The sequence below is a fragment of the Arthrobacter sp. Z4-13 genome, from assembly GCF_054792705.1.
Map to the genome: position 1 here is coordinate 111,416 of NZ_CP096459.1, position 24,287 is coordinate 135,702.

The following is a 24,287-nucleotide window of genomic DNA, read 5'->3' on the forward strand; positions in this document are numbered from 1 at the left end:
GCCGTACTTTTGCTGGCGGCCGTTGTCAGGCTTTGAGTTTGGCGTAGATGACGTAGTTGTCGTCGAAGAGCCCGGTAGCGGGGTCGTAGCCGTCGCAGGTGATCAACCGCAGCTCGGATCCGTCCGTGTTTCCGTAGACCTCGAGGGTGGGGAATTCGTTCTTGCTGTAGAGGGCGCCGCGGTCAACGGTAAACACGGCGGTGCTGCCGTCGGTGCGGGAAACGCTGATTTCAGCACCGGGAGTGAGTTTCCGCAGGTCCGCGAATACGCCCTTGTTGCCGCCCAAGGCATTGACGTGGCCGAGCATGACGGAGGGTCCGCGTTCGCCCGGGGTGGGGGAGCCGTTGTACCAGCTGGCAGGTGTGCCGTTCCCGGTGTCTTCCGGGACTTCCAAGGAGCCGTTCTCCCTCAGTCCGAGGCGCAGAAGGTCCGTCCGGACCCCGATCGAGGGAATGCTCAGGGTGACCGGATCTGAAGCGACCATCACCGGTGGAAGCTGCTGTCCGGGCGGGGCAGCTACTGGGGCAGCCGGCGGTGTGGCGGCCACAGCCGGGGACGGAGCCGCCGGAGCGCTGGACGCCATCGATGACGAGGTGGAAGGCGGGGAGCCGGCGTCGGGAGTGGTGGCGGCTCCACCGGCGCAGCCGGCCAAGGTCAGCGCGAGCAGAACCCCGGCCGCCGTGGGGGCACCGAGACCTCCACGGCGGCCGGGATTCCTGGTTGTCACAGTACTGATCCGGTCAGCCCGTGCTTACGCCGCTGCGTTGCGGCGACGGACGACGTAGGCGCCGCCGGCGAGGGCGATCAGGGCCAGGCCACTGCCGACGGTGAGGGCTCCGGTGTCGGTACCGGTTTCGGCGGTGATGCCGGTGTCAGCGCCGCCTGCGGGCATCTGCATCTGACCGGCCGTCAAAGTCCCGCACAGGGCGGGGGAGGTGGCGGCCAACGGAAGTTCGGGGACGAGGTCGGACTTGGCAGCCTGGCCGGCCGCGCTGAGCGTGGCGGGGTCAAGGCCATGAACCACCACCACTGCGGTACCGGCTTCGAGCGCGGCCTTGGTCTCGGCGTTCAATTCGAACGTCCGGTCAACGGTGTAGGCAGCTCCCTGGCCCGCGACCTTGAGGTCAAGGCCGGCTGCGGCGCTGGTGTCGCCGCTGGTGGAGAGAGTGGTGACGATTCCGCCATAGGACGGCGCGCCTTCAGTGGTGGAAATGACCTGGTCGCCATCCTTATCGGCGGACGGGTCCGGGCAGACGCCCTGGGCACCGCCATGGATGTGCTGGACGTGCGGGTACGGGGCGTCCATGAAGGTCGCGGGCATGCCCGAAACGTTCAGTACGACGTGGGCCTGATTGCCGGTGACATCAACGGTGATGGTTCCCGAGCCGGCGCTGCCGTTGAGCTGGCTCAGCGTGGACTGGTAGTGATCGGCACCGTCATGGGCCATAGCGGGGGACCCGGAAAGAGCCAGGGCGGCCAAAGCCAGAGTGGGGACTGCCATAAAGCGAAGTGTCTTATTCATAGGGAAAAGCTCCTCATCCACGTGCATGTGATGTTGGCGCCCCGAGGCCGGGGATACCAGTACTTCGGGGCAGGACACAGGAAGGATGGGTGCGGATGTGGCCGCGGCCACAAAGCGTTGGGAAGAACTCTTAGCGCCGGAGCTGACACCCCGCACCCAGCAACATGTCGAAGGCGTAACTAAGCAATGTGCCTGGACGTTTTGTTTGCTGCCAGTCGTGGGCCCGGCAATCGGCCTGGTACTGGTAGCCGGCCCTTCCGCGAATGGCGGCTACGGATTGTGTTGTCGCCCTCTGCGGAGACGCGTCGATAGCCGCCGTCCGGGGTGCTGATGGTGCCCGTTGCGCTAGCCGGAAACCGGCAGGTTCAGGCGCCGTTCTTGCCACCCCCGGCGCCTTGACTCTTGCCGCAACCGGGTAGTGATGCTTGGCTGTTGGGATGGCTGATGAAGAGGTTTCCAAGAACGTTCCTGAGGACGAGCATCTGCGGCAGGATGTGGCACCGGACTCCGGGGGAGAACACCAAGGCGTACCGGAGAGCGGTTTCACGCCAGGACAAACCAATGCTGGACAACAGGTGGGAGGGCTTGCTTCGGCCACCGGCTACGGCAAAGACCTGGATCCGGAGGCCCAGCCTGACGGAAACAACCCGGTATAGGCGAACGGAAAATACAGCGGGATGGCCAAACGGTGGTTAAGTTTGTCGAAACCCGACAAACTTAACCACCGTTTCCGCCTCAAGCCTTAGGGCCCGCTACCTCACGATGGAAGCGGCACCGGGGTTTCGACAGGCTCAACCACCGGGGTTGCCTCTGCGGTTTCGGCGGGGTGCGGGACAAATCGGACGAACATTGCCTTGAAGCCCGGGGTGTTGGATTCCCGCGCCACATTTTCTTTGTGGACGAGGGCGTTGGCTTCGGGGAAGTAGGCGGCGGCGCAGCCCTTGGCGGTGGGGTAGGCGACGAGGCGGAACTTGTCCGCCTGCCGGTCGTGGCCGCGGAAGGTGCTGACCACGTCCACGAGATCCCGGTCCTGGAAGCCCAGTTCTGTCAGGTCTTCGGGATGGATGAGGATGACGCGGCGGCCGCCGGAGATGCCGCGGTAGCGGTCGTCCAGGCCGTAGTAGGTGGTGTTGTACTGGTCGTGGCTGCGGATGGTCTGCAGCACCAGGTGCCCGGCCGGCGGGGTGAGGTATTCCAGGGGGCTTACGGTGAAGCGGCCGCGGCCGATGTCGGTTTTGAAGGAGCGGGTGTCGCGCGGCGGGTTGGGCAGGACGAAGCCGTTTTTGGTCCGGACCCTGGTGTTGAAGTCCTCGAAGCCGGGCAGGACGCGGGCGATGTGGTCGCGGATCACGTCGTAGTCCTCGGCCATGGCTTTCCAGTCCACGGAGTGGTCCGGGCCGAAGGTCGCCTCGGCCATCCGGGCCACGATCACGGGCTCGGCGAGCAGGTGTTCGGAGACCGGGGTCAGCCTGCCCTGGGTGGAGTGGACCACGGACATGGAGTCTTCCACGGACAGGAACTGGGCGCCCTTGGGGTGCTTGTCGTCCTTGTCGGTCCTGCCCAGTGTGGGCAGGATCAGCGAGGTGCGGCCGTGCACAATGTGCGAGCGGTTGGGTTTGGTGGAGATGTGCACGGTCAGGCCGATCCGCTGCATCCCGGCTTCGAGGGTTTCGGTGTCCGAGCAGGCGAGGGAGAAGTTGCCGCCCATCGAGACGAACACGTCCACCTCGTCGCGTTCGAACGCTTCCATGGCTTCGACGGCGTCGTAGCCGTGGTGCCGCGGAGAAGTGATCCCGAACTCGCCGTCCAACGCGTCCAGGAGCCATTCCTTGGGTTTTTCCCAGATGCCCATGGTCCGGTCGCCCTGGACGTTGGAGTGCCCGCGGACCGGGCAGGCGCCGGCGCCGGGCTTGCCGAAGTTGCCCTGCAGCAGCAGGACGTTAACCATTTCCTTGATGGTGTCCACCGAGTGCGGCTGCTGCGTCACGCCCAGCGCCCAGCAGAAGATGGTGGCCTTGGAGCGGATCAGCATCCCGGCCACGGTCTCGATTTGTTCCCGGGACAGCCCGGTGGCTTTCTCCGTTTCGGCCCAGTCCAGCTCGGCGCGGGCTTCACGGTAGGCATCGAACCCGTCCGTCTGGCCGGCGATGAAGGAATGGTCGACGACGGTTCCCGGGTTCCGCTTTTCCTCTTCAAGGAGCAGGTGGCCAAGGGCCTGGAACAGGGCGAGGTCCCCGCCGACCTTGATCTGCAGGTATTCATCGGCCAGCGGGGTGCCGCCGCCGATGACGCCGGAGACGGTCTGCGGGTCCTTGAAGTTGAACAGCCCGGCCTCTGGCAGCGGATTGACCGCCACCACCTTGCCGCCCTTGTCCTTGCATTCCTTCAGCGCGGACAGCATGCGGGGGTGGTTGGTACCGGGGTTCTGCCCGACGACGAAGATCAGCTCAGAGTCGTGGATGTCGTCCAGGGACACTGTCCCTTTGCCGATGCCGATGGTGGGGTTCAGCGCCGAGCCCGAGGACTCATGGCACATGTTCGAACAGTCCGGCAGGTTGTTCGTACCCAGGGCCCGGGCGAACAGCTGATACATAAACGCGGTCTCGTTCGCGGTCCGGCCCGAGGTGTAGAAAACGCACCGGTCAGCCGTGGTGGCCCGGACGTGTTCACCAATCAGCTCGAAGGCCTCCGCCCAGGAAATCGGGGAGTAGTGGGTATCGCCGGCGCGGATCACCACCGGTTCACTCAGCCGGCCCTGGTTGCCCAGCCAGTACTCCGTCTTCTCCGACAGCTCCTTGATGGAGTGATTGGCCCAGAACTCAGCGCCCACGGTCCGCAGGGTGTTCTCCTCGGCCACCGCCTTGGCCCCGTTCTCGCAGAACTCGGCGGCCTTGCGCTTCTTGTCCGATTCCGGCCACGCGCAGCCCGGGCAGTCGAACCCGCCCCGCTGGTTCAACCGCAGCAGCGACTGGGCGGTGCGGGTCACCCCGGCCTGCGCGACGGCACGTTCCAGGGCCACCATCACGGCCTTCACGCCCGCCGCTTCGGTCTTGGGCTTGTGGACTTCGAGGTCGTCCTCGTTGATGTCTGCGACGGGGGCGGGCTGCTTACCGAACTTCATTGTTCCAACTTCCTTACCGGCATACGTCCTACCGGTCCTGTTGCACTGCTGGTCCTGTTGTATTGCTGACGGCACCACGAGGGCGCGCCAGGTCTTCCCTGGCGCGCCCTCGCTGGCACCGATGGTGATTCCACTGCTGAAGGGTCCGCCGCCTACTGGCCGACCTTGGCCAACGTTTCCTGTTCGGCCGCGATGGTGGTGTTGTCGCCATGGCCGGTGCGGACTACTGTCTCCGGCGGGAGGGTCAGCAGGCGTTCGCGGATGGAAGCCAGGATGGTGGGGTAGTCGCTGTAGGAGCGCCCCGTAGCGCCGGGGCCGCCGTTGAACAGCGTGTCACCGGTGAAGACCGTTCCTTCACTTTCCAGGTAGAAGCAGGTGGAACCGGGGGAGTGCCCGGGCGTGTGGATGGCCCGCAAAGTCGTCCCGCCTACCTCAAAGACGTCGCCGTCGGCCAGTTCCCGGTCCGGCTTTGAGTCCGGGTAGACCTGCTCCCAGAGGACCAGGTCTTCCGGGTTCAGGTAGATGGGGGCGCCAACGGCGTCGGCGACCTCGCGCGCGGCGCCGATGTGATCATTGTGGGCGTGGGTCTGGAGGATGGCCAAAACCTTCCGGCCCTGGACCTGGTTGATGATTGCGGCGGCGTCGTGCGGGGAATCGATGATCACGCATTCTTCGTCGTTGCCCACGATCCAGACGTTGTTGTCCACGTCCCACGTGCCGCCGTCGAGCGAAAACGTGCCCGAGGTGACCAGGTTCTCGATCCGGACGCCCATCAGGAAACCGCCGCCGGCTCGATCTCAACGACGGAACGCAGGACCTTGCCCTCATGCATCCTGGCGAAGGCCTCCTCCACCTGGTCAATGCCGATGCGTTCGGTAACAAACGCATCCAGGTCCAGGTTGCCCTGCTTGTAGTGCGCCACCAGCATCGGGAAGTCGCGGGAGGGCAGGCAGTCGCCGTACCAGGAGGACTTCAGCGACCCGCCCCGGCCAAAGACGTCCAGCAGCGGCAGCTCGAGCTGCATGTCCGGCGTCGGGACACCCACCAGCACCACCCGGCCGGCGAGGTCGCGGGCGTAGAACGCCTGCTTGTAGGTTTCGGGGCGGCCGACGGCGTCAATCACCACATCTGCACCGTTGCCGCCGGTCAGGGCCCGGATGGCCTCGATGGGGTCTTCCTTGCTGGAGTCGATGCCGTGGGTGGCGCCGAGGGACCTGGCCATCTCCACCTTGTTCGCGTCGATGTCCACGGCAATGATGGTGGTCGCGCCGGCAAGTTTGGCCCCGGCGATCGCGGCGATGCCCACGCCGCCGCAGCCGATCACAGCCACGGACTCACCGCGCTTGACTTCACCGGTGTTGATCGCGGCACCGATGCCGGCCATCACGCCGCAACCGAGCAGGCCGACGGCGGCAGCATCAACCTCCGGATCCACCTTGGTGCACTGCCCCGCAGCGACGAGGGTCTTCTCGGCGAAGGCGCCGATGCCCAAGGCCGGGGAGAGCTCCGTGCCGTCCTCCAGCGTCATTTTCTGCGTGGCGTTCGCGGTGTTGAAGCAGTACTGGGGCTGGCCCTTGGCGCAGGCACGGCACTCACCGCACACGGCACGCCAGTTCAGGATCACCCGGTCGCCCGGAGCAACCGAAGTCACGCCGTCACCGACCGCACTGACCACGCCGGTGGCCTCGTGGCCCAGCAGGAAGGGGAAGTCATCGTTGATGCCGCCCTGTTTGTAATGCAGGTCCGTGTGGCAGACCCCGCACGTGAGGATATCCACCAGCGCCTCGCCCGGACCCGGGTCCGGAACCAGGATGGTCTCCACTGAGACCGGGGCGTTCTTTTCCCTGGCAATGACTGCCTTGACTTTGTGAACCATAAGCTGGTTTTCCTTTCCTGAGCCCGGGACTCCAGGCCGCGGTATTCCGGGCAGTTCAACCGGCCCGGGTTCCACCTTCTCATTGCTGGCGCTCCGCACTCCAGAACGCGTGGCCGGCCAGGCCTTCTATTGCGTAATGCACAACACGATGCATATAGCGCGTACTCGAAATATGTCAGCCGTCACGAGGGGTGTCAATAGAACGGCCCGGTACTACGCTGCGCCCATCTGTATGTTGGCAAGTTATTTGCAACATCTAGCGCAACTCGGCTCTTGTCACTGCAACGCCTGGGCCTTCTACCTTCGGATGCTCCCGCGCGGCCGCGCTCAGCGTGTGCTCGATGGCCAGGGCTGCAGGACAAGCGGGGGCCATTGACTATGGCGCTGATCACCCATACGCTGTTGCAACAAGGTTGCGGTGCTTGCAACTGTGCCGTCTCCCGCTTAGAAGAACCGCAGAAAGGCCCACCACGATGACCATCACCACCGAGAACGCCACCACCGTCGCCGAACTGGAGCGCACGAAGGTCCTCAAAAACGGCGAAAAAGTAACCCTCACCTTCTCGGACGCCGAGTTCGAACGCAGGCTCGCCGGGCTCCGCCGCATCATGGCAGAGAAGGACCTCGACGCCGTCGTCCTCACCAGCTACCACTCCATCAAGTACTATTCCGACTTCCTGTTCACCACCTTTGGCCGCTCCTACGGCATGGTGGTCACCAAGGATGACACCGTCACCGTCACCGCCAATATCGACGCCGGAATGCCTTGGCGGCGGAGCTACGGCGACAACATCGTTTACACGGACTGGCGCCGCGACAACTACATCTTCGCCATCCAGGAAGTCCTGCGCACCCGCGGCATCAACCCGCGCCGCCTCGGCGTCGAGGACGACTCCCTGCCGCTGGACAACCGCAACAAGATCCAAGCCGCATTCCCGTCCGCAAACCTGGTGGACGTGGCGCAGGCAGCCATGCGCCAGCGCATGATCAAGTCCGCCGAGGAAATTGAGGTCATCAAGCACGGAGCCCGGATCGGAGACCTGGGCGGCGAAGCCATTCGCAACGCCATCGCCTCCGGGATCACCGAATATGAGGTCGCCCTGATCGGCACCGAGGCCATGGTGCACGAGATCGCCCGGACCTTCCCCAACTCCGAAATCCGCGACACCTGGGTGTGGTTCCAGTCCGGCATCAACACCGACGGCGCACACAACTGGGCCACCACCCGCAAAATCCAGGAACACGACATCCTGTCCCTGAACTGCTTTCCCATGACCTCCGGCTATTACACAGCCCTGGAGCGCACACTGTTCTACGGCGAGCCCGATGCACGCTCCCTGGAGCTGTGGAACATCAACGTCGAAGTCCACAAGCGGGGCCTCGAACTCATCAAGCCGGGGGCGGTCTGCAAGGACATCGCCGCGGAGCTGAACGAGATTTACGTGGGTCATGGCCTGCTGGCCAACCGCACCTTCGGCTACGGGCACTCGTTCGGCGTCCTCAGCCACTACTACGGCAGGGAGGCCGGGCTGGAACTCCGCGAGGACATCGACACCGTGCTCGAACCGGGCATGGTGGTCTCCATGGAACCTATGATTACGGTCCTGGACGGCCAGCCGGGCGCCGGAGGCTACCGTGAGCACGACATCCTGGTGGTGGGGGAGGACGGCGCGGAGAACATCACCAAGTTCCCGTTCGGTCCTGAACACAACATCATCGGCGCCTAATTTCCGCGGAAGCGGCGCCATCCAGGTGGCGCCGCTTTCGGCCGCCCTTAGGGAATGATGGGTAGCACCATGAGCGCAACAGAATCCGAGAACACAGGCAACGGCGACAGCAAGGGCGCTTCCGTCATTGTTAACGCGGTCGCCGTCCTCCGGACCTTCACGGCAGAGGAGCCACTGCTGGGGGTCACCGAAATTGCCAACCGGGTCGGGCTGCACAAAAGCACCGTCTCCAGGATCCTGGCCACCTTCGAACAGGAACACCTTGTGGAACGGGACGCGGAGACCCGCCGGTTCCGGCTGGGACTCGGATTGATTGCCGTGGCCGGACCACTCTTGGCCGAACTCGAGGAGCGCCGCGTTGCCTACCCCGTGCTCCGCGAACTGTCGGAGCAGACCGGCGAAACCAGCGCCCTCATGGTGTGGAGCGGTGATGAGTCCATTTGCGTGGAGCAGATCGCCAGCCACCACCAAATCAAACACACTACTCCGCTCGGTGCGCGGTACAACGACGCCCTCAGTGCCTCCGTGCAGGTGTTTCTGGCCCACGAACAGGAACCCCGCGTCCGTTCGCTCCTCAGCAGCGGCGCCATCACGTACCCGGGACTTGAGGAGTCGAGCCTGGACGCCTACCTTGTCCGGTTGAAAGATGACCTCCAGCGCGGCTGGGCCATCAATTACGGGGAAACCTCCATCGACGAAGTGGGCCTCGCAGCACCCGTTTATGATCATCGCGGCGAGGTGGTGGCCGCGGTCCTGATCCCGGCGCCCCGGTTCCGTGTATCCCAGGACCGGCTGCAGGCGCTCGGAGAATCCTGTGCCGCCGCGGCCGGGAAGGTTACGGCCCGCCTGGGTGGAAGGTTGCGCGGGAGCGCCACGTAGACTGGCAGGATGCGGTTGGTAGCAAGTGACATTGACGGAACGATCCTTGGGCACGATGGCAGGATCAGTGACCGCACCGTCCGCGCCTTCCACGCCTGCCGGGACGCCGGCGTCGAACTCGTGTTTGTCACTGGCCGGCCGCCGCGCTGGCTGCACCCCCTGCAGGACCAGCTCGGCCACGCCGGCACGGTCATCTGCTCCAACGGCGCCGTGGTCTGGGACCTGGAAGCTGAACAGCTGGTGTCCGCCCGCGCCCTGGCCATCGAGTCCGTGCTGGAGATCCGCCGGATCATCAAGGAGCTCCGTCCGGCCGCCCTGTTCGCGGCGGAAACACTGACCGGCTTCCACCTTGAACCCGGCTTCATCGAAAACGGGTCCAGCGAGCTGCTCAGCGAGTTCACCCCGGCGCCGCTGGCCGAGACGCTCACCGCCGACGACGCCGTCGTGAAGTTCCTGGCGATCGTCCGGGAGGGCACTCCGGACGACTTCCTGGCCGAGGTGCGGCCCGCCGTCGAACATCTGGCCGCCGCCACGCACTCCTCGCCGGGCGTGTCCATGCTGGAGCTGTGCCTTCCCGGCGTCAACAAGGCCGTGACGCTCGCCGAATATGCCGCCACGCTGGGCATCGACGCCGCCGACGTTGTGGCGTTCGGAGACATGCCCAACGACATCGAGATGCTCCGCTGGGCAGGCCACGGCTACGCAATGGCCAGCGGGCACCCGGAGGCCATTCTCGCAGCCGGTCAGCAGGCACCACATTTTGACGACGATGGCGTGGCCCAGGTTCTGGAGGCCCGGCTGGCGTCGCTGGGTGTCAAACTTTCCTAAGCCCAATTCACAGCTGGCGCTCACCTTGCGTTCACTTCTGCTTCGTAGCGTGGGCCGGGGGAGCCAACACCTCCCCTTTTCGGCTCAAGGGGTAACGATGGCAAAAAACGTCAGGCGCGACGCTGTTGATGTGCCGCTGCGCAGGGCAACGCCCGCGCCGCATTGGAAGCAGCTGAGCCAGGGCGACCGCGTCCGCGTGGTCTTCTCGCCCGGTTTCGAGGCCGGCGGCCTGGTGGACGCCATCACCGGGGACCACACGGCGGTGTGGATTAACCTCGACGGCGGACGGGGCCGCACCATGCTGCACTGCAGCGACGGGGCGGAAGTTTTTGCCGAAGAGGAGTAAGCCTCTGCAGCAGCACCGCAGGTCCGGGGACTCCGGTACGCTCGCAGGGTGAGTTTGCCGTTCTTCAGCAGCCCTGGTGCTACCGGTCCCCAGCCGCCTGTCGCCATGGCCCACCGCGGGTTTTCGCAGGAGGGGCTGGAAAATTCGATGGCCGCGTTCCGCGCCGCCGTCGACCTCGGCTACCGGTACCTGGAAACCGATGTGCACACCACTGCGGACGGCGTTGTGCTTGTCTTCCACGACGACACGCTGGACCGGGTGACGGACGGGATCGGGCGGGTCGCCGGCCTCACCGCCGCTGAAGTGGCCCGCGCCCGCATTGATGGCCGTGAGCCGATCCCGACCTTCGATGATCTGGTCACGGGGCTGCCCGGTGTCCGCCTGAACGTGGACGTCAAGGACTGGAACTCCGTCCGGAGCCTCGCCAGTGCGATCGAACGCCACCAGGCCCACTCCCGCGTCCTGGTCACCAGCTTTTCGGACCGGCGACGGCGGGCGGTGCTGAAGCTGCTGAGCCGTCCGGTGGCGTCGTCGGCCGGGGTTGTCTCCGTGGGCCTGTTCACCGTGCTGGGCCGGGTGCTTCCGGGCCCCCTCTTCCGGTTGGTCCTGCGCCCGATCCTGCATGATGTCCACGCGCTTCAGGTTCCCGTGCGGTACGGGGCGATCGAAGTGGTCACGCCCGGATTTGTGCGCCGGGCTCACGCAATGGGACTGGTGGTCCATGTGTGGACGGTCAATGATCCCGCGGAGATGCGCCGTCTGCTCGAGCTCGGCGTGGACGGGCTCGTGACCGACCGGGCGGACCTGCTCCGGGACGTGCTGCAGGAGCGCGGCGAGTGGCAGGGGCCGGAAAGGTCCCAGCCTCCCCAGGCCTGACGAGCGTTTCCCTTGCCGCTTGGTCTGTTACGGCCCCAGCCCGTCCGGATGTCGTGGATCAGGTGGCCGGGGGCCGGGGGGAAGGTCACGGAACCTGCCCGTCTCCGCCCGTAGGGGCCGCGGCGCTTCCCGTGAGCCCGGTTGCCTCTGTGCTTGTCGTCCCGGCCCCGGCCGATTTCCGTGCCTCGTCTTCGGAAGGCGCGTCATCCTGCTCCGATGCCCTTTCATCGATGTCGCCGCCAAGGGGAGCATCTGATACCGGACCCGGAGCTGCGCCGGGCTTCAGGCCAGGAGCTTTTTGCTTCTCCGCTTCCATCGCATTGGATCCCTCGCTGATGGTGGAGTGAACTTCCACGGGGTCGTTAGGATCTGTGGGGTCGGGAACGTCCAGTTTTTCCGTGGCCTTGCTTGTCCCTGCAAGGTCCTCCATGGCGTTCTCCGCTGCCTTGCCGATGCTGTCGCCGATACCCATGAGACTGCTCCTTCTGACATCGTGTGCCGGGCGCCCCCAGTGGACTTCCGGAGATTACCCTTCCAGAATTATCAGCATGCTTACAATTAGTCCAGAGCTGGGGTGCCAGACCACGGCCGGGCAGGAAGGGCGAGCACAGTGAGCAGCTACCATCCGGAAAACGACCCCGCGAACCCGGACCAGCCGGGCAAAAATCAGCCGGGCAAAAACCAGCCGGCCGCCAACGGTTCCGGCGCCGGCCAGCAGGGAGGCCGGGACTCCGCCGGCTCGGCCAATCCCGACCCGGCGGCGGGCAACGTCACGGGGCTGGAGCCCGGCGGTGGAGTGCCTCCCGGGGAAACTCCTCCGGCTGAGGACCAAATGAGCGCCGACCAGGGCCGCGACGAATAGTCCGCAGCGGACAGCGACTGTTCACAGGTAACGTCCGGCCGCCGGCTACGTCTGGGCGTTCAGCGGACCCGCCGGCTCTCAGCGGGGGTCGGCGGGCGGAGACATCCGGCCGGAGTCCTCAGTGCCGACGAGTTGGCGCTTCAGCCCATCCAAATCGACGCTGGTGTTCCAGCTTGTCCAGTCCTGTGGCCGGACCGACGGCCTGCCCAGCAGGTAGCCCTGCCCCGCGCTGATTCCAAGCTCCGTCAGGACCTTGAGTTCGCCGATTGTCTCAATGCCTTCCGCGACCAGAATGGTGCCGATCTGCCCGGCGAAGTCCACCAGGCAGGCAACCATGGCCCTTTGGATACCGTCATTGTCCACGCCGCCGATGACGTTCCGGCCTACCTTCAGGAAATCCGGCCGCAGGTGCACCATCCGGCTCAAAGCGCCGGCCCCCGAGTGGGTATCGTCCACGGCGATGCGCAAGCCCTTTTCGCGCAGCGGGTTGACGGCTGAAATGAACTGCGGGTACTCCTCATTGCTGATGGTTTCCGTCAGTTCAAGCACCACGCGGCTGATGGGAAGGTCGATGTGCTGGAACAGTTCCGGCAGCCGGGGGTCCAGGCATGACGTGGGCGAAATGTTGAGCGAAACGTAGAGATCCCCAGGAAGCTCCCTGGCTGCAGCAGCGGCGGATCCGAGGGCTGAAAATTCGAGGTTCGCGCCCAAACCAACAGCCGCCGCCTCCGCAAACCACAGTTCCGCGGCTGCGCCGTCATCGCTGACGAAGCGGGACAGTGCCTCGACTCCCACTACGGTTTCTTCGGCAAGCCCGTAGATGGGCTGGAATGCCGTCATCAGCATCTGGCTCTCGAGCAGCGCGCTGATGCGTGACATGCTGCGGATCGCATCGATTTGTTCAGCGAGTTTGGGTGGGACGGCCGTCGGTTCGAGGCGCATCTTCCGGGCGCTGTCCAATGTCTCACCCGTATTGGCGTCGCTGCGCCGCGTTTCCAGGAGATACTCCAGCAAAGCCCGTTCGGGCACGCCAGGATTCTCATCGAGGCTGTTGCTAAGACGCTGCCGGACAGCGGCACCGGACGGATCCGGATCCGCCATAACAGCGGCGATGATTCCCCACGCCTGTACACGAACCGACATTAGCTACGCCCCCAGTTGACGAAGTAATGACCCAATGGCCCTTTTTTGTTCAATTTCCAACCGCTTCTAAAGTCCTGCGCTGCTGATAAGCCGCGATGCTCACGGCGACGATAATCAGACCCAGCACGATGATCGTATATCGGGGCGAACAAAAGCGCAGTAGTTTTCGCTTTACTGTTTCGCGCTTTCCGGTTGGGCCGCGAGCAGTTGGGGGACCTGCTCCGGAGGGACAGGCCGGCTGAAGTAATAGCCCTGGGCGCTCAGGCAGCCCAGGCCTCGGAGTATCTCGGCCTGCTCCGCAGTCTCGACGCCCTCCCAGACAGCCTCCAGGCCGCAAGCGCGGACGAGTTGCAGGACAGCAGCCACCAGGGCCGGCTGCGCGGGATCGGTGCCGAGGCCGGTGATGAGGGAACGGTCCACCTTCACCCGGTCCACCGGCAGCCGGCGCAGGTAGCTGATGGATGAGTACCCGGTCCCGAAGTCGTCGATCTCGATCCCCACGCCAAGCCCGCGCAGCCCGCCCAGCGAGTAGCGGTCCAGCTCGTTGCCCTTGACGATGGCCACTTCCGTCAGTTCCAGGACCACCTGCTCCGGCCGGACACGTGTCTCCTTGAGGACATTGCGCACGTCCTCAATGAACTGAAGGCTTTGCAGGTCGGTGGCGGAGATATTGATCCGGACGGAAAAATGGCTGTCCACGAGGGACCCATCGATCCATTGACGAAGCTGGCGCACTGCTGTGCGAAGAACCCAGAAACCAAGCTCGGAGATCAGCCCGGCATCCTCGGCCAGTGGGATGAACTCATCCGGCATGATAAGCCCGCGCGTCGGGTGGTTCCATCGGACCAGGGCCTCCACGCCTTCGATCCGGCCGGAGCTGAGCTCCACCACGGGCTGGTAGTGCAGCGTCAGTCCGTCACTCTTGATCGCAGCCCGGAGGTCCTCCACGAGCTGGCTGCGGAGCCTGCGGACCAGCAGGAGGCCGGGCTCGAAGCGGTGGAGCCTGTTCTGGCCTTCGGCCTTGGACGCATACATGGCGACGTCGGCCTCCATCAGCATGTCCTCTGGGGTCTGCCCGGCATTGCCGACACTCAGCCCGATACTCGCGCCGCAGCGCACGCTTCGCCCCGGCAGTTCAATGGCTTGATTCAACGCCGCAAGGACGCGGTGCCCCACGATGGCCGCCTGGTCTGCAGAGACCGCCGGCATAACGATCGCGAACTCGTCCCCGCCAAGGCGTGCCACGACGTCGGTGGCACGCACCGCGCCGCGGATCCGTTCCCCTACCGTGATCAGGACCTGGTCTCCGGCGGTATGGCCCAGGCTGTCGTTGATGGATTTGAAGGCATCGAGGTCAAGCAGCAGGATGACAGGCCCTTCATCGGGTTTGTCGTCGTTAATGGCGGCGCGCAAGGCATCGATGAGCGCCGAGCGGTTTGCCAGGCCGGTCAGCGGGTCCTGCATGGCCATTTTCTGCATTTCCAGGTGAGCCTCATGCAGCAGCCGGGTGCGCACCTGCACGCGCTGTTCAAGTTCTTCGTAAATGATTTGCAGGTCCTCGGCCAGGAGGTTGGTGCCCATGATGATGGCGTCGAGTTCATCACGGGCTTCGGATACCTCGATCCGGGAGCTGAGGTCTCCCGATGCCAGCCGGACAATGCCCTCCAGCAGCTGGGAAAGCCGGGGGTCGTTGTCAGCAAACATCGGTCCTCCTTCCGGCGCTCAGTTGGCCTGGTTGCGGCAGGAATCCAGCGGGAGGCTGACGGTGACCGTTGTGCCTGCGCCCAGGGTGGAAGCCACATCAATGCGGCCGCCGTGGCGCGCCACGATGTCCTTGGTGATGGCCAGGCCCAGTCCGCTTCCGGGGATGGCTCCGGACATGGCATTGGATGCACGGTAGAACCGCGTGAAAACGTGGTCAATTTCCTCGCTGGAGATGCCAATGCCGGTATCCGCGACGCTGACGGTGGCCCACCTGGTGCCGTCGGCCGCCGCATGCGATTCGCTGCCCACCTCGATCCGGCCGCCGCTGGGGGTGAACTTGATGGCGTTGGACACCAGGTTGGTGAACACCTGCTGCAGCTGGACCTCGTCCGCCAGGATTTCAGGATCTTCAGGCAGGGGGTCGACGGCGATGGTGACGTTCTGCAGCTGGGCCAAAGGACGCAGCGCGCCGGCAACAAGGTCCAGGGTTTGTCCCAGGCGTACCGGGGTGAGATGCATCAGGTTGTCATCGTGGCCGTTGCGGGAAACGCTCAGCATGTCCTCGATCAGCATCCGGAGCCGCTCCGTGTTCCGCACCACGATGTCCAGCATCTGGTGGACTTCAGGGGACACCGGCTGCTCAGTGCTCTCCTGGATCATGTCCAGGTACGCCATGATGGACGTCAGCGGCGTCCTCAGCTCGTGGTTGACCGTGGCGAGGAAGTCTGTTTTCGCCTTGTCCAGCTGCTGGAGCTGCTTAACCACCTGCTGCTGGCTGCTGATCAGGTGGCTTTGAATCAGCCCGTGCGCGGCGTTGCCCGCCACGTGCTGGATCAGTCCAAGCTCCGCGCGTGACCATTGCCGCGGCTGGTCACGCATCATGATCCAGATAATGCCCAGCGAGGAGCTTCCGTCGCCCATCGGCACGGCCAGTAACGACGCGGCGGGAGCAAGGCGCGGGGCGCTGGATGCTTCGCCCGCCCTTGCGTCCTCTTCGGACCCGTCGAAGGAGAGCGTCTCGGCGGCTGCCCAGAGCACGTTGGCCGTGTGCCGGGCAGAGTCCTCATCAGGAAGCGCTTCGGTGGAAAGTTTTTCGAGCCCGGGCCTGGTCCACGTGGCGGTAATCGGGGGAACCCGCTCGTCCTCAAAAGTGGTGAGCCGGACGTGGTCGGCTTTGAACGTCCTGCCGAAGCCCTCTACTACAAGGTAGGCAATCTCCTGCGGATCGTTGGTGCCGCGGACGGCAGCCGACACCAGGCGCAGCTGCTCGCGGAGACCTTCGGCTTCCTGCCGGGCGGCGGCCCGCCGGGAGACCTGCCTAATGAGTGCTGTGGCCCGGTGGACCAGTTCTTTGGGCGGCACAGGTTTGGCGACGCAGTCGTGGACGCCGGGGGGCTGCATGGCTGCGAGTTCAGCGGGGCTGTCCAGGTCCACCATCACCAGGACGGGTGCTTCTGCTTCCACCGCCGACAGGGACGTATCAAGCACGACGACCGACGGTTCGCCTGCTTTGAGCAGGGCGGCCAGCCCGCCTGCATCCCCTGCCGTGCGTACCTCGTAACCGGCGTCACGCAGCGCCTGCGCGTTAACCGCCAGCCTTCCGCCGTCGGGGTCCGCCATCACAGCGGTGCGGGGCACAGTCGAGTCCCACGGCATGTCAGCCGTCACAATGCCCCCTTCGATCCCAGTTGAGTACATTGTAGGGCTGGCGCAGGCTGTATGAACCCGTAGAAGTTGAACATCCCGCAAGAGTGACGAAACAACCGGAACCTGCACGGCCGCCGCACTGCAGATTGGGCCACTTTGCCGCGGTCCGGTGGTGGGCACCATATATTTGATCCGTGTCCTCCCCAGCGAAATCAGTCCGCTCTGCCTGGCAGAAGTACCTGATGATCCCCAAACTTGTCCGGTTGTCCCGTTCCGCGCACAAGGACCGGGCGGTGGCGTGGGACAGGTACTGGGCAGGCATCAACGTGACCGGCGCGGGTGGTGAGGTTCTCTGGGACTCCGGCAGGGACAGCGAATTCCTGGGGTACAAGGATGTCCTGGTGCGCCACCTGGACCCTGAGCTTCCCGTGGTGGACGTGGGGTGCGGGCACGGCACCTTCACGCGTGCGCTCGCCGGCGTCTTTCCTGACGTGATAGGCGTAGACGTCTCAGCCCACGCCGTTGGCCGCGCCCGGACGGAATCCGGAGGGGACGGCAACAGTGCGCGGCGCCTGCGCTACGAGGTGCGGGACATGACGGCGCCCGGTGCTGCAGCCGGGTTGGCGGGCGGTCGCGGGGCCAACGTCTTCATCCGCGGCGTGTTCCACGTGCTCAGCACTGATGACCAGCTGGCCCTGGTGGAAAACCTGCGGCTCCTCGCTGGCAGAGGCGGAGCCGTGTTCCTTGCGGAAACGAACTTCCAGGGAAACCCCGTGGATTATGTCTCATACCTGGGCGCCACCACCAGGGGCATCCCGGCGCCGCTGGAGCGCGCCATCCGCGAACTGCCCATGCCTGGCCATTTTGGCCCGGCCGAACGGGCGCGCGTCCTTCCCGACGAGACTTGGGAGCTCCTCGAGGACGGGGCCGTCGACATCCAGACGAACCAGATGACGGACGTGGCCGCACAGAGCCTGATTCCCGGCTATTTTGCGGTGGCCCGTCCCCGGACCTAGCCGCAAAAGAGGGGCAGAGGTACAATCTTCATCCGCCCCGTCCACGGCCCTGCCCCCTTGACAGGGAGGCGGAGCGGGAGGCTACATAGTAAGTAGACTTACTAGTTAGCTGCAGGGGAAAGGACGGACATCATGGCACAGGACAAAAGTAATAAAACCCGCGGGGCTGAAGCGGACCAGGAAGAAGAGGACCTGGGCGCAGGCCCGGATGACGGGAAGGTCCGCACTGGACCGGAATCATCCAAATCCCTGAAGTATTCACAGGAGGTCACCTCAACGGAAGACGAACCGGAGCGCGAGGGCCGGAGCCTGGTCACCACGCACCATGAAGTCATCAGGCAGTGGGCAGAGGACCGCGACGGCGTTCCCGCCACGGTGGAAGGCACCGAGCACGGTGACCACCTCGGAGTGCTGCGAATCGACTTTGGTGGCGAAAACGACAAGCTCCGCCACGTCAGCTGGGAGGAATGGTTTGAAACCTTCGACTCCCGCCAGCTGAACTTCATTTACCAGGAACAGCGCAGCGACGGCGAACAATCAAACTTCTTCCGGCTGGAAAACCCTGGCCGGGAAGACGCCTAAGCCGCATTCGTCCAGCCGTACCCGGCAAGACCAGCACCGGACCACTTCCGGCGCCGTCCCGTCGTCGGCAGGCGCAAACCAACAGGAACAACCATGCGCGAACTAATCCCTTCCGGTTCCCTCCGCGGGATGCTGCTGCCGCCAACCTACGGCAGGCACGTCACGGACAGCACCGCATTCACCGTTTTGTCCGTCGAGATCTGGACCGCCGGCTTGGTGGTCACCATCCAGATGGCCTCCGACGACGGGCCGGAGCCCAACATCATCCTCCAGGACCACTTCGGTACCGAGTATTCGCTGCGCAACTCCGCGAATCTGGGCTCCCGCAACCTGCAGGTCTTTACCCCCTCGGTGCCGCCCGGAACCCGGAGCCTGACGGTCAAGTCGGCTGACGACGCCCGCGCCCGTCCCGTGGTTACCTTCGCCGTGCCGCTCCTGACCATGCGGGACGCCCCGGCCGACTCCGACGATGACGGTTACCCCTCGCCGCCGGAACTCCGCCGCCCGGCCTGAATACAAAGGAGCGCCATGAAGGACACCACAGGGTTCAGCCCCACCACCGCCATCGTTACGGCGTCGGACTCCGGAATCGGGAAGGCTACAGCCGTGGCGCTGGCCAGGGCGGGCATGGACGTGGGCGTGACATGGCATTCGGACAAGGCCGGTGCCGAGGCGACTGCCGAAGAAGTCCGGAGCCTGGGCCGCAAAGCAGTAGTCCGGCAACTGGATACCACTGAACTCGGGGCCGCCGGCGGGGTCATCGATGAACTGGCCGAGGAGCTCGGTGGGGTGGACGTGTTCGTCAACAACGCCGGAACCGGAGACGGGACCAAGTTCCTGGACCTGGACGTGGACACCTGGATGCAGACCCTGGACACCAACCTCAATGGCGCATTCGTGTGCCTGCAGGCGGCTGCCCGGCGCATGGTCCAGGCAGGCAGGGGAGGGCGCCTGATTGCCGTCACCAGCGTCCACGAGTTCCAGCCGCGCGTGGGATCATCGGCCTACGATGCCTCAAAGCACGGCCTGGGCGGCCTGATGAAAACACTGGCGCTGGAACTTGGTGAGCATGGCATCACGGCCAACAGTGTTGCCCCCGGCGAGATAGCCACGCCCATGACCGGGCAGGAGGATGAGGACGCGACGGCGAAGGACAGGCCGGGAGTGCCGCTGGGCAGGCCGGGGGACGCGCGGGAAGTGGCTGCCGTGATTGCCTTTCTTGCCTCGCCTGCGTCGAGCTACGTCACCGGCGCTTCGTGGGCCGTGGACGGCGGGATGCTGCAGATGGGCCCGCATGGCGGCTCGCACATTACCGGCCATGATTGGCGTGAGGGGTAAGGCTTAAGGCTGGGCTGCTTAGGGAAGGGTGTTTGTCCGCATTACGGCTTGGGCAAGCGCTTTCCTTTGCCGTGCTGGCATGATGGAGCCCATGCGCATTCTTATTGCTCCGGATAAGTTCAAGGGTTCCCTCACGGCTGCTGAAGCGGCTGCTGCCATCGCGGAGGGCGCCCTGCGTGTTTACCCGGATGCCGTCGCCACGCAGTTCCCTATCGCCGACGGCGGCGAGGGCACCCTCGAAGCTGCCGTTGCTGCCGGCTACGAGGAGCGGATCAACGCGGTAGTGGGGCCCATCCTCGCCCCTGTTGGCGCGGCGTGGGCCATCCGGAAGGGCAGCGGGGGCAAGGTCACCGCCGTCATTGAAACCGCGCAGGCGTCCGGGCTGGCAGAGATGGAGCCCACCCCCGCGAACGCACTCCGGGCCCACAGCTACGGCTGCGGCCAACTGATCGCCGCAGCCCTGGAAGCCGGCGCCACCGAAATTGTGCTGGGGCTGGGCGGATCGGCAATGACCGACGGCGGCAGCGGTGCCCTGCGGGCCCTGGGCTTGAAGCCGCTGGACTCGGCCGGGAACGTGGTGCCGCTGGGCGGCGGCTCACTCGCCGACGTCGTGAGGCTGGACGCTTCCGAACTGGACCCCCGGCTGGCCGCCACCACCTTCCGAATCGCCGTCGACGTACGGAATCCGCTTTACGGATCGCTGGGCGCCGCGCACGTCTTCTCCCCGCAAAAGGGCGCGGACGAGGAGGCCGTGGAACTGCTCGACGCCGGACTCCGCAACTGGGCGTCCCTGCTCCGCGAGGCCACAGGCCGGGACGTCAACATCGAGGGGGCGGGCGCCGCCGGCGGCTTCCCGGCGTCGTTCCTTGCCTTTACCGACGCCGCGCTGGAAGGCGGCTTCGCGCTTGTTGCGGGACTGACCGGTCTGGCGGAGCAGCTGTCCGGAACGGACCTGGTGATCACTGGCGAAGGCTCCATGGACGTCCAGTCGCTGACCGGCAAAGCCCCGATCGCGCTCGCTGATGCCGCCCGTGAACGGGGCATCCCGGTCATCGTGGTGGCAGGCAGGATACTGGTGACTCCCGAAGACCTCGCCGGGCATGGCGTGGTCGCTGCGGCGCAGCTGTTGGACGTGGCGTCAGGTCCGGAGGATGCCGTGGCCAACGCCGCCAAGTACCTGGCTTGGGCAACAACCCAGGTACTTGAAGGCGCGTAGCCAGATGTAGCGCCGGCAGGCACTGCCTGCACCTAGACGATGGTCTTGTTGCCGCGGCGGCGATTCCAGATCAGGATCACGATGAGCGTCAGCAGGATGACCCCGCCGATCACCCAGGGAGTGTTGTCGGTGCGGGTCGACTCGTTCTGACCCGATTCACCCGTTCCAGGATTGGCCGGGCCGGTGGAGGCGGTATCCCCGGGAGAAGGCGTGGGAGATGCGGCGGACAGCGCAACGGTGGTTTCCGCTCTGTCCGCGGCCGGGGAGGCGTGGGCGGCATCGAGCGAAAACGCCGGCGAGGCAAGCAGCAGCAGGGCCACCAGGGCACTTCTCAAAAGGGTCTTCATAGGGTTCTCCTGTGGTTCTCCGCGGCCGGTTGTCCGGCCGCGCGGCTTGTAACGGCGGATAGATGAAGCTGGGCGACAGTTTGGTTGACTGGTTCTGGAGCCGGTTCGCAAGGCGGCGCTGCGCGCCCTGGGACAGGCGGTGAATTACCTGCCGGCCTCGGCGCGCCTGTTCAGGTGGATGGGGACGTAAACCAGCAGGATCACCATCACGGCCATCAGCGCTCCGCCGGCAGTCAGGCCGGCTGTGCGTCCTGCGGTGACGTCGAACACCAGGGCTGCGGTGCCGGCACTCAGCAGCGCGATTCCGGCAAGGGTGATCTTGGCGATGGTGTCCCCGCTGGAGACCAGGGTTTCCTTGAGCCGCTTCCGGAAGAGCCGCCGGTGGACACTGACCGGCAAAAGGATGAGCGCCGTGGTCAGCGCGGCGATCACCACGTTGGTCAGGTAGAGGACAATCTGGAAGTCGTCCAGGTCTTCAAACCGTTCCTGGAAGGGCAGGGTGAGGAGGAAGCCGGCGAGGATCTGTACGCCCATCTGCAGCACCCGCATCTCCTGCAGCAGTTCTGCCCAGTTGCGGTCCATTTGTTCCTCATGGGTCTCATTCCTGCCGGTCCGGCCGGTGTAATCCTCCACATCCGACATTTCCGCTCCTTTCTGCGCCGTCCAGCCCCTGGCTATCTGTCTACCCTCCAGGTACCCAAAACAGGGCCAACGTTGCGCCGCGCCCCACATTTGGTAAGTTTACTGATTATTCGTGCGGAACGGTGGACTTTGCTCCTCGGGCCGGGATAGCTTCGAAGGGCCGGTGCACGGCTGGGCCCTCGGAAACCGACACAGTGAGCGGGCGGACTATGAGCGACAGGGAAAAGCAGACAGATCAGCCACGGGATCCCCGGGGCGGCTACCACGCCGGAGGGTTCCCCAAGCAGGAACAGAAGCAGCCCGGGCTGACGGCACCCATGGAGCCCAAGCCGGACCATGGCGAGCTCAGCTATGAGGGGCACGGGAAGCTGCAGGGCAAGGCAGCGCTCATCACCGGTGGTGACTCGGGAATCGGCAAGGCAGCCGCCATCGCTTTTGCCCGCGAGGGCGCTGACGTTGCCATCTCCTACCTTCCCGACGAGGAGGAGGACGCCCAGGACACCGCGGACTGGATCCGGAAGGCAGGCCAGCAGGTCCTCCTGTTTGCCGGCGACGGCCGTGAAGAGGAGTTCAGTACCCGGATCGCCAACGAGACGGCAGCCGAGTTCGGACGCCTTGATGTTGTGGTCCTGAACGCGGCCTACCAGAAAAACCGCGAGAGCCTCCAGTCCCTGCCCACAGAGGAGTTCGACCGGGTTTTCAAGACCAACCTGTATTCGCTGCTGTGGACGGCGCGGGCGGCCGTTCCACACCTGAAGGCCGGCGCCTCGATCATCACCACGTCATCCGTCCAAGCGTTCAACCCTTCGCCCGGCCTCATTGATTACGCCATGACCAAGGCCGCCCAGGTGGCGTTCACCAAAGCGCTTGCGCAGGAGCTTGGCCCCAAGGGCATCCGGGTCAACGCCGTGGCACCCGGACCGATCTGGACCCCACTGATTCCGGCCACCGAATGGCCGGAGAAGCTTCCGAAATTCGGCCAGGACACGCCGCTGGAACGGGCGGGCCAGCCCGCCGAGCTTGCCGCGGCCTACGTGCTGCTGGCCTCGGAGGACGGGTCCTACATTTCCGGGGCCGTGCTGCCGGTCACCGGCGGAAAGGGGCTCTAAGCAGCCCCCGTAATTCAGCTTCCATTCAACGCACAACAGGAGGAACCATGACGCAGGAAAACCAGCACGCCCAGCCGGAATCGGATCCCGGCGGATACGGCACTCCCACCGCTGAACAGGAGATGGGAGGAGCCCAGGGCTCGGACGGCCCGGCCGCAGGCGGCACAGGCGGCGTGGACACGAATGAGCCGCAGTCCGGTACCGGCGGGGATCCCTTGCCCCGGGACGTGGACCTTCCCTCCGGCGAAGCTGAACTGGATGAGACGAACGACGATTCCCAGGGGTCTGCCCCGGTATCCTCCGAGCCCGGGCAGGAAGCCACGGGGATTCCGGACGGCAGCGGCAGTGACCTGCCCAAGGAAAAGTCGCCGAACGACGACGGCGGCGAGAGCTTCGACGCCGGGTAACGGGTGGGTGCCGATCCCTGAGGACAGTGCACCTGATCACTGAAGGCCTCCTTCCCTGTTGCCCCTTGTGCCAGCGGCCGGAGGCCTTCGCCGTGCCAGGGCATACATCCATGATGATGTGGGTACGGACCACGACGAACCCCGCTATCAATGCCGAGGCAGGAGCCAGGAGGTTAGCTGTGAGCAGGAGATCATCGGAACAATGGGCACGGCGTGTTGAGCTGCCGGACAGCGTGGCAGTGGATGTGCTGATACCCACGTGCAACCGCCCGGCAGAACTGGCCGTGACGCTGGCCGGTTTGGCCGGGCAGGGCGACCCCACCTTCCGGGTGGTGGTCAGCGACCAGTCCACCGATATCCCTGGCTGGCAACATCCTGCGGCGGCAGCAATGGTCCGCGTCCTCGAAGCCCAGGGGCGCCCGGTCACGCTGCTCCGCCACCTGCCCCGGCGCGGACTGGCGGAGCACCGCCAGTTCCTGCTGGATCAGTCGACTGCCGGCAAATGCCTTTTCCTGGATGACGACATCTGGCTGGAACCGGGAACCCTGGAGCGGCTCAGCCGCGCTCTCGACGAACTGGACTGCGGCTTTGTGGGGATGGCTCCACAGGGCCTGTCGTACCTGGATGACAGACGGCCCGAGCAGACGGCCGGCTTTGAAGCGTGGGACGGCCCCGTGACCGCGGAGCGCATCCGGCCCGGCGCGCCCGGATTTGACCGCTGGCCGCTTCACAACGCGGCCAATCTCAGCCACCTCAGCGCTGACCTTTCCCTTGCACCGGGGGAGTGGGTGCCCTACCGCGTGGCCTGGCTCGGGGGCTGCGTGCTCTACCGGCGGGAGGCCCTGAACGCCGCAGGTGGCTTCGCCTTTTGGACAAGCCTTCCCGTTGCCCACGCCGGTGAGGACGTAGTGGCCCAATGGCAGGTCATGGAACGGTACGGCGCCGCCGGTATCCTTCCCTCGGGCGCTGTCCATCTGGAGTCCCCTACTACGGTGACGGACCGCCGGGTGGAGGCATACGACGTCGTACTCAGCGCAAATGAGCAGGCGTACGCAGGGAACGCCGCGGCAGCGGACTAGGCAGGCAACCCCGCTGCCCC

Annotated in this window: 26 protein-coding genes; 15 read left to right on the top strand and 11 right to left on the bottom strand. The window is 65.3% G+C overall.

Annotated features, from left to right (window positions below):
• Positions 1 to 25 precede the first annotated feature (25 nt).
• Positions 26 to 727, bottom strand: coding sequence for a sortase domain-containing protein (locus tag M1E07_RS02340; protein WP_461188695.1), 702 nt, complete (start codon positions 725 to 727; stop codon positions 26 to 28).
• A gap of 24 nt (positions 728 to 751) precedes the next feature.
• Complete coding sequence (locus M1E07_RS02345) at positions 752 to 1,522, bottom strand: hypothetical protein (protein ID WP_461188696.1); 771 nt, start codon at positions 1,520 to 1,522, stop codon at positions 752 to 754.
• 437 nt (positions 1,523 to 1,959) lie between these two features.
• On the opposite strand from M1E07_RS02345, the gene M1E07_RS02350 reads away from it, so the two are divergent.
• On the top strand, positions 1,960 to 2,178 hold the full coding sequence (locus M1E07_RS02350; protein ID WP_461188697.1) for a hypothetical protein: 219 nt from the start codon (positions 1,960 to 1,962) through the stop codon (positions 2,176 to 2,178).
• 101 nt (positions 2,179 to 2,279) lie between these two features.
• On the opposite strand, the gene M1E07_RS02355 is transcribed toward M1E07_RS02350, so the two are convergent.
• The 3 genes from M1E07_RS02355 to M1E07_RS02365 form a co-directional block, all read right to left on the bottom strand.
• Positions 2,280 to 4,643 (bottom strand): FdhF/YdeP family oxidoreductase, encoded by a 2,364-nt coding sequence (locus M1E07_RS02355; RefSeq protein WP_461188698.1) that lies wholly within the window; start codon positions 4,641 to 4,643, stop codon positions 2,280 to 2,282.
• Positions 4,644 to 4,795: 152 nt separating this feature from the next.
• Positions 4,796 to 5,416: an MBL fold metallo-hydrolase gene (locus M1E07_RS02360; RefSeq protein WP_461188699.1), complete on the bottom strand. Its 621-nt coding sequence runs from the start codon at positions 5,414 to 5,416 to the stop codon at positions 4,796 to 4,798.
• Entirely contained in the window at positions 5,416 to 6,519 is a 1,104-nt protein-coding gene (locus M1E07_RS02365; protein ID WP_461188700.1) for an S-(hydroxymethyl)mycothiol dehydrogenase, read from the bottom strand. Before M1E07_RS02365 ends, M1E07_RS02360 begins: the two co-directional genes overlap by 1 nt.
• Positions 6,520 to 6,992: 473 nt before the next feature.
• On the opposite strand from M1E07_RS02365, the gene M1E07_RS02370 reads away from it, so the two are divergent.
• From M1E07_RS02370 to M1E07_RS02390, 5 genes are all read left to right on the top strand, one after another.
• Entirely contained in the window at positions 6,993 to 8,246 is a 1,254-nt protein-coding gene (locus M1E07_RS02370) for an aminopeptidase P family protein (RefSeq protein WP_461188701.1), read from the top strand.
• A 69-nt stretch (positions 8,247 to 8,315) separates the two neighbouring features.
• Positions 8,316 to 9,125: an IclR family transcriptional regulator gene (locus M1E07_RS02375; RefSeq protein WP_461188702.1), complete on the top strand. Its 810-nt coding sequence runs from the start codon at positions 8,316 to 8,318 to the stop codon at positions 9,123 to 9,125.
• Between the two features lie 9 nt (positions 9,126 to 9,134).
• Positions 9,135 to 9,953, top strand: coding sequence for an HAD family hydrolase (locus M1E07_RS02380; RefSeq protein ID WP_461188703.1), 819 nt, complete (start codon positions 9,135 to 9,137; stop codon positions 9,951 to 9,953).
• A 97-nt stretch (positions 9,954 to 10,050) separates the two neighbouring features.
• Positions 10,051 to 10,299 (top strand): hypothetical protein, encoded by a 249-nt coding sequence (locus tag M1E07_RS02385; RefSeq protein WP_461188704.1) that lies wholly within the window; start codon positions 10,051 to 10,053, stop codon positions 10,297 to 10,299.
• A 48-nt stretch (positions 10,300 to 10,347) separates the two neighbouring features.
• On the top strand, positions 10,348 to 11,175 hold the full coding sequence (locus M1E07_RS02390) for a glycerophosphodiester phosphodiesterase (protein ID WP_461188705.1): 828 nt from the start codon (positions 10,348 to 10,350) through the stop codon (positions 11,173 to 11,175).
• Between the two features lie 85 nt (positions 11,176 to 11,260).
• Here M1E07_RS02390 and M1E07_RS02395 read toward each other — a convergent pair whose 3' ends face one another.
• On the bottom strand, positions 11,261 to 11,647 hold the full coding sequence (locus M1E07_RS02395) for a hypothetical protein (protein ID WP_461188706.1): 387 nt from the start codon (positions 11,645 to 11,647) through the stop codon (positions 11,261 to 11,263).
• Between the two features lie 138 nt (positions 11,648 to 11,785).
• Between M1E07_RS02395 and M1E07_RS02400 the strand changes: the two genes are divergently transcribed.
• Positions 11,786 to 12,037 carry a DUF6480 family protein gene (locus M1E07_RS02400; RefSeq protein WP_461188707.1) on the top strand — a complete coding sequence of 84 codons (252 nt, stop codon included), beginning with the start codon at positions 11,786 to 11,788 and terminating at the stop codon, positions 12,035 to 12,037.
• 78 nt (positions 12,038 to 12,115) lie between these two features.
• Here M1E07_RS02400 and M1E07_RS02405 read toward each other — a convergent pair whose 3' ends face one another.
• The 3 genes from M1E07_RS02405 to M1E07_RS02415 all read right to left on the bottom strand — a co-directional run bounded on the left by M1E07_RS02405 (position 12,116) and on the right by M1E07_RS02415 (position 16,540).
• On the bottom strand, positions 12,116 to 13,180 hold the full coding sequence (locus M1E07_RS02405; RefSeq protein WP_461188708.1) for an EAL domain-containing protein: 1,065 nt from the start codon (positions 13,178 to 13,180) through the stop codon (positions 12,116 to 12,118).
• Between the two features lie 171 nt (positions 13,181 to 13,351).
• Positions 13,352 to 14,884 carry a putative bifunctional diguanylate cyclase/phosphodiesterase gene (locus tag M1E07_RS02410; RefSeq protein ID WP_461188709.1) on the bottom strand — a complete coding sequence of 511 codons (1,533 nt, stop codon included), beginning with the start codon at positions 14,882 to 14,884 and terminating at the stop codon, positions 13,352 to 13,354.
• 18 nt (positions 14,885 to 14,902) lie between these two features.
• A complete protein-coding gene (locus tag M1E07_RS02415; RefSeq protein WP_461190466.1) occupies positions 14,903 to 16,540 on the bottom strand; it encodes an ATP-binding protein in 1,638 nt (545 codons plus the stop codon).
• 233 nt (positions 16,541 to 16,773) lie between these two features.
• Between M1E07_RS02415 and M1E07_RS02420 the strand changes: the two genes are divergently transcribed.
• The 5 genes from M1E07_RS02420 to M1E07_RS02440 all read left to right on the top strand — a co-directional run bounded on the left by M1E07_RS02420 (position 16,774) and on the right by M1E07_RS02440 (position 20,683).
• On the top strand, positions 16,774 to 17,547 hold the full coding sequence (locus M1E07_RS02420; protein ID WP_461190467.1) for a class I SAM-dependent methyltransferase: 774 nt from the start codon (positions 16,774 to 16,776) through the stop codon (positions 17,545 to 17,547).
• A 132-nt stretch (positions 17,548 to 17,679) separates the two neighbouring features.
• On the top strand, positions 17,680 to 18,129 hold the full coding sequence (locus M1E07_RS02425) for a Rho termination factor N-terminal domain-containing protein (RefSeq protein WP_461188710.1): 450 nt from the start codon (positions 17,680 to 17,682) through the stop codon (positions 18,127 to 18,129).
• 93 nt (positions 18,130 to 18,222) lie between these two features.
• Complete coding sequence (locus M1E07_RS02430; protein ID WP_461188711.1) at positions 18,223 to 18,642, top strand: hypothetical protein; 420 nt, start codon at positions 18,223 to 18,225, stop codon at positions 18,640 to 18,642.
• Positions 18,643 to 18,657: 15 nt separating this feature from the next.
• Positions 18,658 to 19,467 carry an SDR family oxidoreductase gene (locus M1E07_RS02435; RefSeq protein ID WP_461188712.1) on the top strand — a complete coding sequence of 270 codons (810 nt, stop codon included), beginning with the start codon at positions 18,658 to 18,660 and terminating at the stop codon, positions 19,465 to 19,467.
• A 91-nt stretch (positions 19,468 to 19,558) separates the two neighbouring features.
• Entirely contained in the window at positions 19,559 to 20,683 is a 1,125-nt protein-coding gene (locus M1E07_RS02440) for a glycerate kinase (protein WP_461188713.1), read from the top strand.
• A gap of 32 nt (positions 20,684 to 20,715) precedes the next feature.
• Here M1E07_RS02440 and M1E07_RS02445 read toward each other — a convergent pair whose 3' ends face one another.
• Entirely contained in the window at positions 20,716 to 21,030 is a 315-nt protein-coding gene (locus M1E07_RS02445) for a LuxR family transcriptional regulator (RefSeq protein ID WP_461188714.1), read from the bottom strand.
• Between the two features lie 144 nt (positions 21,031 to 21,174).
• Positions 21,175 to 21,672 carry a DUF6328 family protein gene (locus M1E07_RS02450; protein WP_461188715.1) on the bottom strand — a complete coding sequence of 166 codons (498 nt, stop codon included), beginning with the start codon at positions 21,670 to 21,672 and terminating at the stop codon, positions 21,175 to 21,177.
• 209 nt (positions 21,673 to 21,881) lie between these two features.
• Between M1E07_RS02450 and M1E07_RS02455 the strand changes: the two genes are divergently transcribed.
• The 3 genes from M1E07_RS02455 to M1E07_RS02465 all read left to right on the top strand — a co-directional run bounded on the left by M1E07_RS02455 (position 21,882) and on the right by M1E07_RS02465 (position 24,267).
• Positions 21,882 to 22,781, top strand: coding sequence for an SDR family oxidoreductase (locus tag M1E07_RS02455; protein ID WP_461188716.1), 900 nt, complete (start codon positions 21,882 to 21,884; stop codon positions 22,779 to 22,781).
• Positions 22,782 to 22,828: 47 nt separating this feature from the next.
• Positions 22,829 to 23,188: a hypothetical protein gene (locus M1E07_RS02460; RefSeq protein ID WP_461188717.1), complete on the top strand. Its 360-nt coding sequence runs from the start codon at positions 22,829 to 22,831 to the stop codon at positions 23,186 to 23,188.
• Between the two features lie 179 nt (positions 23,189 to 23,367).
• Positions 23,368 to 24,267 (top strand): glycosyltransferase family A protein, encoded by a 900-nt coding sequence (locus M1E07_RS02465; protein WP_461188718.1) that lies wholly within the window; start codon positions 23,368 to 23,370, stop codon positions 24,265 to 24,267.
• The last annotated feature ends 20 nt before the right edge of the window (positions 24,268 to 24,287 follow it).

Bases quoted from the DNA above. Each gene is read 5' to 3' on its own strand.
- M1E07_RS02345 (WP_461188696.1), bottom strand. From the start codon at position 1,522: ATGAATAAGACACTTCGCTTTATGGCAGTCCCCACTCTGGCTTTGGCC.
- M1E07_RS02350 (WP_461188697.1), top strand. From the start codon at position 1,960: ATGGCTGATGAAGAGGTTTCCAAGAACGTTCCTGAGGACGAGCATCTG.
- M1E07_RS02355 (WP_461188698.1), bottom strand. From the start codon at position 4,643: ATGAAGTTCGGTAAGCAGCCCGCCCCCGTCGCAGACATCAACGAGGAC.
- M1E07_RS02360 (WP_461188699.1), bottom strand. From the start codon at position 5,416: ATGGGCGTCCGGATCGAGAACCTGGTCACCTCGGGCACGTTTTCGCTC.
- M1E07_RS02365 (WP_461188700.1), bottom strand. From the start codon at position 6,519: ATGGTTCACAAAGTCAAGGCAGTCATTGCCAGGGAAAAGAACGCCCCG.
- M1E07_RS02370 (WP_461188701.1), top strand. From the start codon at position 6,993: ATGACCATCACCACCGAGAACGCCACCACCGTCGCCGAACTGGAGCGC.
- M1E07_RS02375 (WP_461188702.1), top strand. From the start codon at position 8,316: ATGAGCGCAACAGAATCCGAGAACACAGGCAACGGCGACAGCAAGGGC.
- M1E07_RS02380 (WP_461188703.1), top strand. From the start codon at position 9,135: ATGCGGTTGGTAGCAAGTGACATTGACGGAACGATCCTTGGGCACGAT.
- M1E07_RS02385 (WP_461188704.1), top strand. From the start codon at position 10,051: ATGGCAAAAAACGTCAGGCGCGACGCTGTTGATGTGCCGCTGCGCAGG.
- M1E07_RS02395 (WP_461188706.1), bottom strand. From the start codon at position 11,647: ATGGGTATCGGCGACAGCATCGGCAAGGCAGCGGAGAACGCCATGGAG.
- M1E07_RS02405 (WP_461188708.1), bottom strand. From the start codon at position 13,180: ATGTCGGTTCGTGTACAGGCGTGGGGAATCATCGCCGCTGTTATGGCG.
- M1E07_RS02410 (WP_461188709.1), bottom strand. From the start codon at position 14,884: ATGTTTGCTGACAACGACCCCCGGCTTTCCCAGCTGCTGGAGGGCATT.
- M1E07_RS02415 (WP_461190466.1), bottom strand. From the start codon at position 16,540: ATGCCGTGGGACTCGACTGTGCCCCGCACCGCTGTGATGGCGGACCCC.
- M1E07_RS02420 (WP_461190467.1), top strand. From the start codon at position 16,774: ATGATCCCCAAACTTGTCCGGTTGTCCCGTTCCGCGCACAAGGACCGG.
- M1E07_RS02425 (WP_461188710.1), top strand. From the start codon at position 17,680: ATGGCACAGGACAAAAGTAATAAAACCCGCGGGGCTGAAGCGGACCAG.
- M1E07_RS02430 (WP_461188711.1), top strand. From the start codon at position 18,223: ATGCGCGAACTAATCCCTTCCGGTTCCCTCCGCGGGATGCTGCTGCCG.
- M1E07_RS02435 (WP_461188712.1), top strand. From the start codon at position 18,658: ATGAAGGACACCACAGGGTTCAGCCCCACCACCGCCATCGTTACGGCG.
- M1E07_RS02440 (WP_461188713.1), top strand. From the start codon at position 19,559: ATGCGCATTCTTATTGCTCCGGATAAGTTCAAGGGTTCCCTCACGGCT.
- M1E07_RS02445 (WP_461188714.1), bottom strand. From the start codon at position 21,030: ATGAAGACCCTTTTGAGAAGTGCCCTGGTGGCCCTGCTGCTGCTTGCC.
- M1E07_RS02450 (WP_461188715.1), bottom strand. From the start codon at position 21,672: ATGTCGGATGTGGAGGATTACACCGGCCGGACCGGCAGGAATGAGACC.
- M1E07_RS02455 (WP_461188716.1), top strand. From the start codon at position 21,882: ATGAGCGACAGGGAAAAGCAGACAGATCAGCCACGGGATCCCCGGGGC.
- M1E07_RS02460 (WP_461188717.1), top strand. From the start codon at position 22,829: ATGACGCAGGAAAACCAGCACGCCCAGCCGGAATCGGATCCCGGCGGA.